This is a genomic window from Rhodopseudomonas sp. B29, from assembly GCF_000333455.1.
Taxonomy (GTDB): domain Bacteria; phylum Pseudomonadota; class Alphaproteobacteria; order Rhizobiales; family Xanthobacteraceae; genus Rhodopseudomonas.
The window spans coordinates 1-6,975 of sequence record NZ_BADD01000131.1; the positions used below are offsets into that span (position 1 = coordinate 1).

Below are 6,975 nucleotides of genomic sequence, written 5' to 3' on the forward strand. Positions count from 1 at the left end.
GGCCGCGGCGCTGAAGATCAGCTACAATCCTGGACCGAACGCCGACGTGTCCAGCGAGTCACTGCTGGCCGAGGCGAAGCGGCTGCAAGCACAGGGCGATTCCGGGCTGTTCTTCGTCAAGGACGGCGACACCTTTGCGGCGCTCGGCAGTGCCGCCAAGGTGCTGGAGGCGGAGTACACCACCAGCATCAACATCCATGCGCCGCTGGAGCCGATGAACGCTACAGCACAACAGCAAGGCGACATCTGGCATCTCTACTCGGGCAATCAATTCGCGACGCGCTCCGGTGCGATCGCGGCGGGTGCGCTCGGCGTCGATCCCAAATACGTGGTGATGCATCAGGCCTGGCTCGGCGGCGGCTTCGGCCGCAGGCTCGACGCCGACATGATGGTGCCGGCGGTGCTGGCCGCCAAGGCGGTCGGCAAGCCGGTGAAGGTGATCTACTCGCGCGAAGACGACATGACGATGGACTTCTCGCGGCCGCTCACCTTCCAGAAGGTCAAGGCCGGGCTCGACGGCGACGGCAAGCTGATCGCGATGGAGCACGACGTCGTCAGCGCGTGGCCGACCAAGCGTTGGGGCATTCCCGACTTCCTGTCGCCCTCGGTCGACAAGAAGGGCGCGCTCGACGCCTTCACCGTCAACGGCGCCGATTTCTTTTACTCGGTGCCCAACCACAATGTCCGCGCCATCCTCAACGAGATGGCGCAGAACGCGACGCCGTCCGGCCAGCTTCGCTCGGTCGCGCCCGGTTGGACGTTCTGGGCGGTCGAAAGCATGATCGATGAGCTTGCCCATGCGGCAGGGCAGGACCCGGCGCAATTCCGCATCGCGCTGCTCGATGGCAAGGGCAAGAACGACGGCGGCGCCCAGCGGCTGCGCAACACGCTGCTCGCCGCGATGGGCATGGCCGGCTACGGCGCCAAGCAACTGCCGAAAGGCGAGGGCATGGGCGTCGCCTGCGTGTCGTCGCAGGAGCGTGCTTCGGCGAGCTGGACGGCATGTGTCGCCCACGTCGCGGTGGCGCCGAGCGGCGAGGTGAAGGTGAAGAAGCTCACCGTGGCGACTGATGTCGGCACGCAGGTGCATCCCGACAACATCCGCGCTCAAGTCGAGGGTGCGGCGTTGTGGGGACTGTCGCTGGCGATGATCGAGAAGGCCACGCTGAAGCATGGCGCTATCGAGCAGAGCAACTTCGACAGCTACCATGTGCTGCGGATGAGTCAGGTGCCGGAGGTCGCGGTCAGCGTCATCGCCAATGGCGACAAGGCGACCGGCGTCGGCGAGCCGGCGGTGACGGTCGTCGCCCCGGCGCTCGGCAACGCCATCTTCAACGCCTGCGGCGCCCGCCTGCGCTCACTGCCGATCACCGCGGAAGCGGTGAAGGCGAACATGAAGGCGTAGCGCTCGCGCCGATCGAGCCGAAGCCTCTCACCACGTCATGGCCGGGCTCGTCACGCCTGCGCGGCCGAAGCCGCTTCGGCGCGGCGAAGGCCTGGCCATCCACGTCTTAGCCTCCCGGCGAGGAGGCGTGGATGCCCGCGACAAGCGCGGGCATGACGGAAGGGCGTGGGTGAGGCAGCCAACAAAACAATGCACCAACGAAAACGGGGCCCGTCAGGGCCCCGCGAAAAACCGTCAGTGAGCCGGTGCGGCCTACTTGATCTTGGCTTCCTTGAACTCGACGTGCTTTCGCGCGACCGGGTCGTACTTCTTCTTGGTCATCTTGTCGGTCATGGTGCGCGAGTTCTTCTTCGCGACGTAATAGAAGCCGGTGTCCGCGGTGGAGACGAGCTTGATCTTGATGGTGACCGCCTTGGCCATGGTCCAAACCTCGAATTTCGGGAAAATCAGCGAGGTCGAACGTCAGGACCCGCGTTTGGGCCGCAAACTAGCCGGCAATCATCAAAAGTCAAGGTTTTGCGACGCCTGGGCGAGTGGGCGGCGATTTACGGCCGAATCGAGCGCTGATTGCCTCCGGTTACCGTGGAAATCGACAAGACCGCGGCCGTCGCATCGCTGATCTTCCCAGGCACGTGCTCGACAAGCGGCGCCGGCACCCCATGTTGGGAGCCGATCGGAACCCAGACGAAAGGCGAACAATGCGTGCCAGCGAACCGGCCCTGAAGGCGGACGTGCCGACCTCCCAGCCGCCCAGCTCAGAGCCGGCCAGCTCCGAGTCTGCTGCCCCCGGGGGCGCGGCCGACCAGCCCGCGCTCGGCCAGGGGCTGACGCTGGCGATGGCAGCCGCGGCGGGCATCGCTGTGGCCAACATCTATTACAACCAACCGATGCTCGGCATTATGGAGCGCGACCTCGGCTCGCCCGACTGGACCGGCATGATTCCCACCGCGACTCAGCTCGGTTATGCGGCCGGGCTGTTCCTGTTGGTGCCGCTCGGCGATCTGATGGACCGGCACCGCTTGATCGTGGCGCAGTTCATCCTGCTGGCGGTGGCCCTGGTGGCGACCGCGTTGGCGCCGTCGGCGATCCTGGTGATCGTCGCATCGCTGGCGCTCGGCGCATTCGCCACGGTGGCGCAGCAGATCGTGCCATTCGCTGCAGCGTTGGCGCGGCCGCAGCAGCGCGGCAAGGCGATCGGCACGGTCATGGCCGGCCTGCTTTGCGGCATCCTGCTCAGCCGCACCGTCTCCGGCTTCGTCGCCGGGCATTCCGGCTGGCGCGAGATGTACTGGCTCAGTGTGCCGCTGGCGCTCGGCGCCGCGGCGCTGATGGCGTGGCTGCTGCCACGCCGGCATCCGTATCTGTCGATCGGCTACGGCACCGCGCTCAAATCAGTGCTGCATCTGTGGCGCGACCAGCCGGCGCTGCGCCGTGCCACCGCGGTGCAGGCCTGTCTGTTCGCCTCCTTCAGCGTGTTCTGGACCGTGCTGGCACTGCATCTGCAGGAGCCACGGCTGAACCTCGGCGCGGCGGCGGCGGGCCTGTTTGGTCTCGTCGGCGTCGTCGGCGTGCTGGCGGCACCGATTGCCGGCCGCATCGCGGATCGCAGCGGGCCGGCGCCGGTGATCGCTGCGGGCGCGGTGCTGGCACTGCTGTCGTGGGCGTTGTTCGGCTTCTGGGACGTCGTGCCGGGGCTCGTGCTCGGCGTCGTCATCCTCGATTTCGGGCTGCAGAGTTCGCTGATTTCCAACCAGCACATCGTCTACGCGCTGGTGCCGGAGGCGCGCAGCCGGCTCAACACCGTTTTCATGACCGGGATGTTCGTCGGCGGCGCAATCGGCTCGGCCGGTGCCTCGGTCGCCTGGGCGCATGGCGGCTGGTTTGCGGTGTGCCTCTACGGCGGCGGCCTGGCGGCGCTGGCGTTGATTCTCGAACTGACAGCGCGGTGGTCGAGCCGCTGAGCGGCCGGGCGTCAGCCGGGCAGCACGTGTTTCTGCATCTTGCCGCCGACCGCGTAAAAGAAGGGCACCGGCGCGTCGTGGCGCAGCGGGCCGGTGGCGAGCCGACGGTGGAGTTCGCCGAGCACGTTCTTGGTCATCGGATGCAGATCGGCGAGCGGCTGCGAACCGAGCTCGACCCACACCAGTTCGACGAGCTCGGCATCCGGATGAATCACGCCGTCGACGCGATGCGCGATCGCCGACGCATCGGCGGTGAAGAACCGCGTATCGAAGCGCTTGATGCGGCCTGGCGGGGTGATGGCGCGAGCGATCAGGAACAGGCCGGAGGGATCTGGCAGCAACCCGGCGTCGGCAAACGGCTGCCACGGGCCTTCGCTGACGCCACGCGCGTTTTCCGACGTGCGGCCGAGACACAGACCCGTCTCCTCGCAAGCTTCGCGGATCGCCGCCACCGCCAGCGCGCGGGCGCGGCTCGGCGTCGTCTTCGGGCTGCCCTTGAGCAGATTGGCCTCGAGCTCCGACGGCATCGGCGCCGCGACCGGGACGCGGTGGTCGTTCTTGTCGACGCGGCCTCCGGGAAACACGAACTTGCCCGGCATGAACACCACCTTGTCGTGGCGCTTGCCGACCAGCACTTTCGGGATTGCGCCCGAACGATCGACCAGGATCAGCGTCGCGGCGTCCTTGGGCCGGAAATAAGGGTGGTGACTGGCCTCGGTCGTGTCCTGCTCGACCTTGGGTTGGACGTGCGTCGCCGCTTCACTCATCGCGTTTCCACTACACAATTGATCCCGGGATCTGGGGTCCCGGTTATCTTTCAGGATTCTGATCGTCGAAGCCGTGCATTCGGAACGCCCATTGCAGTCCGACGACAGCGCCCTTGACGGGCTGGAGTAACAGCAGCGAGGCGGCGAGTGTCAACGGCAGATACATCGCCAGCTGCAGCGCCACCGGCGGCGCGAAATTGGTCTCGATCGACAGCGCGATCGGCACCACGATGTGTCCGACGATGACGATCACGAGGTAAGCCGGCAGGTCGTCGGCGCGATGGCCGGTGAAATCCTGACCGCATTCGGAACAGTGATCGGCGGTCTTGAGGAAGGCGCGGAACAGCTTGCCTTCGCCGCAGCGCGGGCAGCGGCAGCGCATGCCGCGCTTCATCGCCTGCCAGACGTTGCGCTGCTCGGTCGCGCCACCATGGGGCGTCCAGACGATGGGGGCGGGCGTCGAAGGCGTCATCAGCGTTTTCCTTTTCCGGACTTCTTCTGCTTGGGCTTGGCCGGCTTGCGCGGTTTGGCGCGGCCGGCCTTGCTACGCGTCCCGACGCCGTTGTCGGAGTTGAACGACGCCTTGGCTTTGGCGCCGGTCTTCGCATTGGTTTTGGACTTGCCCTTCAGTTTACGCGGACTTTTGCGGTCAGTGTAGTCGAGCGACGCATTGCCGACCAGTTCGAAGCGCAGTGCGCCGGCGACCGGCGCGGCCTCCACCAGCTTGACGTCGACCACGTCGCCCAGCCGGTGCATGGCGCCGCTGCGCGAGCCGATCAGCGCGTGGCGGGTCTCGTCATAGTTGTAATACTCGCCGCCCAGCGTGCGGATCGGGATCAGCCCGTCGGCGCCGGTGTCGGCGAGTTTGACGAACAGCCCGGCCTTGGTGACGCCGGAGATGCGGCCCTGGAACGTGGCGCCGATCCGGTCTGCAAGGAAATGCGCGATCAGCCGGTCGACGGTTTCGCGCTCGGCCTTCATGGCGCGGCGCTCGGTCAGCGAAATCTGCGCGGCGATTTCCGACAGTGTTTCGACCGTCTCGGTCTGCGGCAGCGCGCCGTCGCCGAGGCCGAGTGCGCGGATCAGCGCGCGGTGCACCACGAGATCGGCGTATCGCCGGATCGGCGAGGTGAAGTGCGCATAGCGGCGCAGATTGAGGCCGAAATGGCCGTAGTTCTCTGCGCTGTATTCGGCCTGCGCCTGCGAGCGCAGCACCACCTCGTTGACCAGCGGCTCGGCGTCTTCACCCTTCACCATCGCCAGGATGCGGTTGAACTGCGCCGGCCGCAACGCGCCGCCTTTGGCGAAGGACAGATCGAGCGTCTTGAGGAAGTCGATCAGGTTGTGGACCTTCTCTACGCTGGGCTCGTCGTGGACGCGGTAGATCAGCGGCAGCGCCTTCTTTTCCAGCATCTCGGCGGCGGCCACGTTGGCGAGGATCATGAACTCCTCGATCAGCTTGTGGGCGTCGAGGCGCTCCGGCACGACGACGCGATCGACGGTGCCGTCGGGCTTGAGCAGGATCTTGCGCTCGGGCAGTTCGAGATCGAGCGGATCACGCTCGTCGCGGCCGCGTTTGCAGACCGCATAGGCTGCGTAGAGCGGTTTGAGGATCGGCTCGAGTAGCGGGCCGGTGATGTCGTCGGGGTGGCCGTCGATCGCGGCCTGGACCTGCGCGTAGTTGAGCTTCGCCGCCGAACGCATCAGCACGCGATGAAACGTGTGCGAGCGCTTGCGGCCGTCGGCGCCGATCACCATGCGGACGGCGAGGGCGCCGCGTGGCTCCTTGGGCTTCAGCGAGCACAGGTCGTTCGAGATGCGCTCGGGCAGCATCGGCACGACGCGGTCGGGGAAGTACACCGAATTGCCGCGGCGTAGCGCGTCGCGATCCAGCGCCGAGCCGGGCCGCACGTAGTAGGCGACGTCGGCGATGGCGACGCTGACGATCACGCCGCCTTTGTTGGTCGGATCGGAATCAGGCTCGGCGTACACCGCGTCGTCGTGATCCTTGGCGTCGGGCGGATCGATCGTCACCAGCGGCAGGTCGCGCCAATCCTCGCGGCCCTTCAGCGTCGCCGGCTCGGCCGCCTCGGCTTCGCGCGCCGCCGCGGATGAAAAGTCCTGCGGAATGTCGTGGGCGTGGATGGCGATCAGGCTGACCGCCTTCTCGGTGGCGAGCGAGCCGAGCCGCTCCTTTACACGGCCGGAGCCAAGGCCGTAGGTGCGGGTGCGGACGAGATCGACGCTGACGAGATCGCCGTCCTGCGCGCCGCCTGAATCGTGCGCGGCGATGTTGAGTTCTCGGCCGGCCTGTTTCTTATCGACTGGAACCAAGCGCCCGCCGCCCTGCGGCAGCGCACGGAAGATGCCGAGAATTCGCGCCTTGCCGCGGTCGAGCACGCGAATGACGCGGCCGACATAAGCGGGGCCCTTGTCGCCAGCTCCAGCCGGCTCCACGTGGAGGAGTACGCGATCGCCGAGGCCGGCGGCGGTGCCGGGCTTGATGCGGCGCGGGGTGTGGATGCGGATCTTGGGCGGCGCGCCGTCCTGTTCGTCCCACTCCGACGGCGTCGCGATCAGTTCGCCGTCGGCGTCGCGCGACACCATGTCGGCCATCAAGGTCGGCGGCAGCGTCGCCGGCTCCGCCACCTTGTGGCGGGTTTTGCGGATCGTGCCGGAGTCGGCCAACTCGCGAAGGAGTTGCTTGAGCTCGGCGCGATCGGCGTTCTTCAGGCCGAACTCACGGGCGATGTCGCGCGTGCTGACCTTGCCCGGATGGGCACGAATATAGGCGAGGATCGCGTTTCGATCGGGAAAGCTGGCCGGGCGCGACTTGCTCACA

The 6,975-nt window shown here is 67.0% G+C and carries 6 protein-coding genes; 2 read left to right on the forward strand and 4 right to left on the reverse strand.

Annotated elements, in window-relative coordinates; genetic code table 11:
- A partial coding sequence (locus I5M_RS04985; protein ID WP_022720402.1) for a xanthine dehydrogenase family protein molybdopterin-binding subunit occupies positions 1 to 1,405 on the forward strand: 1,405 nt, incomplete at its 5' end.
- A 252-nt stretch (positions 1,406 to 1,657) separates the two neighbouring features.
- Here I5M_RS04985 and rpmG read toward each other — a convergent pair.
- The gene (gene rpmG, locus I5M_RS04990; RefSeq protein ID WP_011441304.1) at positions 1,658 to 1,825 is read right to left on the reverse strand and encodes a 50S ribosomal protein L33; all 168 of its coding nucleotides are present in this window, start codon (positions 1,823 to 1,825) and stop codon (positions 1,658 to 1,660) included.
- Positions 1,826 to 2,103: 278 nt separating this feature from the next.
- Between rpmG and I5M_RS04995 the strand changes: the two genes are divergently transcribed.
- Positions 2,104 to 3,366, forward strand: coding sequence for an MFS transporter (locus I5M_RS04995; protein WP_022720403.1), 1,263 nt, complete (start codon positions 2,104 to 2,106; stop codon positions 3,364 to 3,366).
- A gap of 11 nt (positions 3,367 to 3,377) precedes the next feature.
- On the opposite strand, the gene I5M_RS05000 is transcribed toward I5M_RS04995, so the two are convergent.
- Genes I5M_RS05000 through rnr form a run of 3 tightly spaced genes read right to left on the reverse strand, consistent with a single transcriptional unit; the run spans position 3,378 to position 6,974 of the window.
- Positions 3,378 to 4,133 carry an NUDIX hydrolase gene (locus tag I5M_RS05000; RefSeq protein WP_022720404.1) on the reverse strand — a complete coding sequence of 252 codons (756 nt, stop codon included), beginning with the start codon at positions 4,131 to 4,133 and terminating at the stop codon, positions 3,378 to 3,380.
- A 43-nt stretch (positions 4,134 to 4,176) separates the two neighbouring features.
- Positions 4,177 to 4,605: a DUF983 domain-containing protein gene (locus tag I5M_RS05005; protein WP_022720405.1), complete on the reverse strand. Its 429-nt coding sequence runs from the start codon at positions 4,603 to 4,605 to the stop codon at positions 4,177 to 4,179.
- Positions 4,605 to 6,974, reverse strand: a complete 2,370-nt coding sequence (gene rnr, locus I5M_RS05010; RefSeq protein WP_022720406.1) for a ribonuclease R — start codon at positions 6,972 to 6,974, stop codon at positions 4,605 to 4,607. The genes I5M_RS05005 and rnr overlap by 1 nt, the downstream gene beginning before the upstream one ends.
- Position 6,975: the final 1 nt, after the last annotated feature.

Bases quoted from the DNA above. Each gene is read 5' to 3' on its own strand.
- I5M_RS05005 (WP_022720405.1), bottom strand. From the start codon at position 4,605: ATGACGCCTTCGACGCCCGCCCCCATCGTCTGGACGCCCCATGGTGGC.
- I5M_RS05000 (WP_022720404.1), bottom strand. From the start codon at position 4,133: ATGAGTGAAGCGGCGACGCACGTCCAACCCAAGGTCGAGCAGGACACG.
- rpmG (WP_011441304.1), bottom strand. From the start codon at position 1,825: ATGGCCAAGGCGGTCACCATCAAGATCAAGCTCGTCTCCACCGCGGAC.
- I5M_RS04995 (WP_022720403.1), top strand. From the start codon at position 2,104: ATGCGTGCCAGCGAACCGGCCCTGAAGGCGGACGTGCCGACCTCCCAG.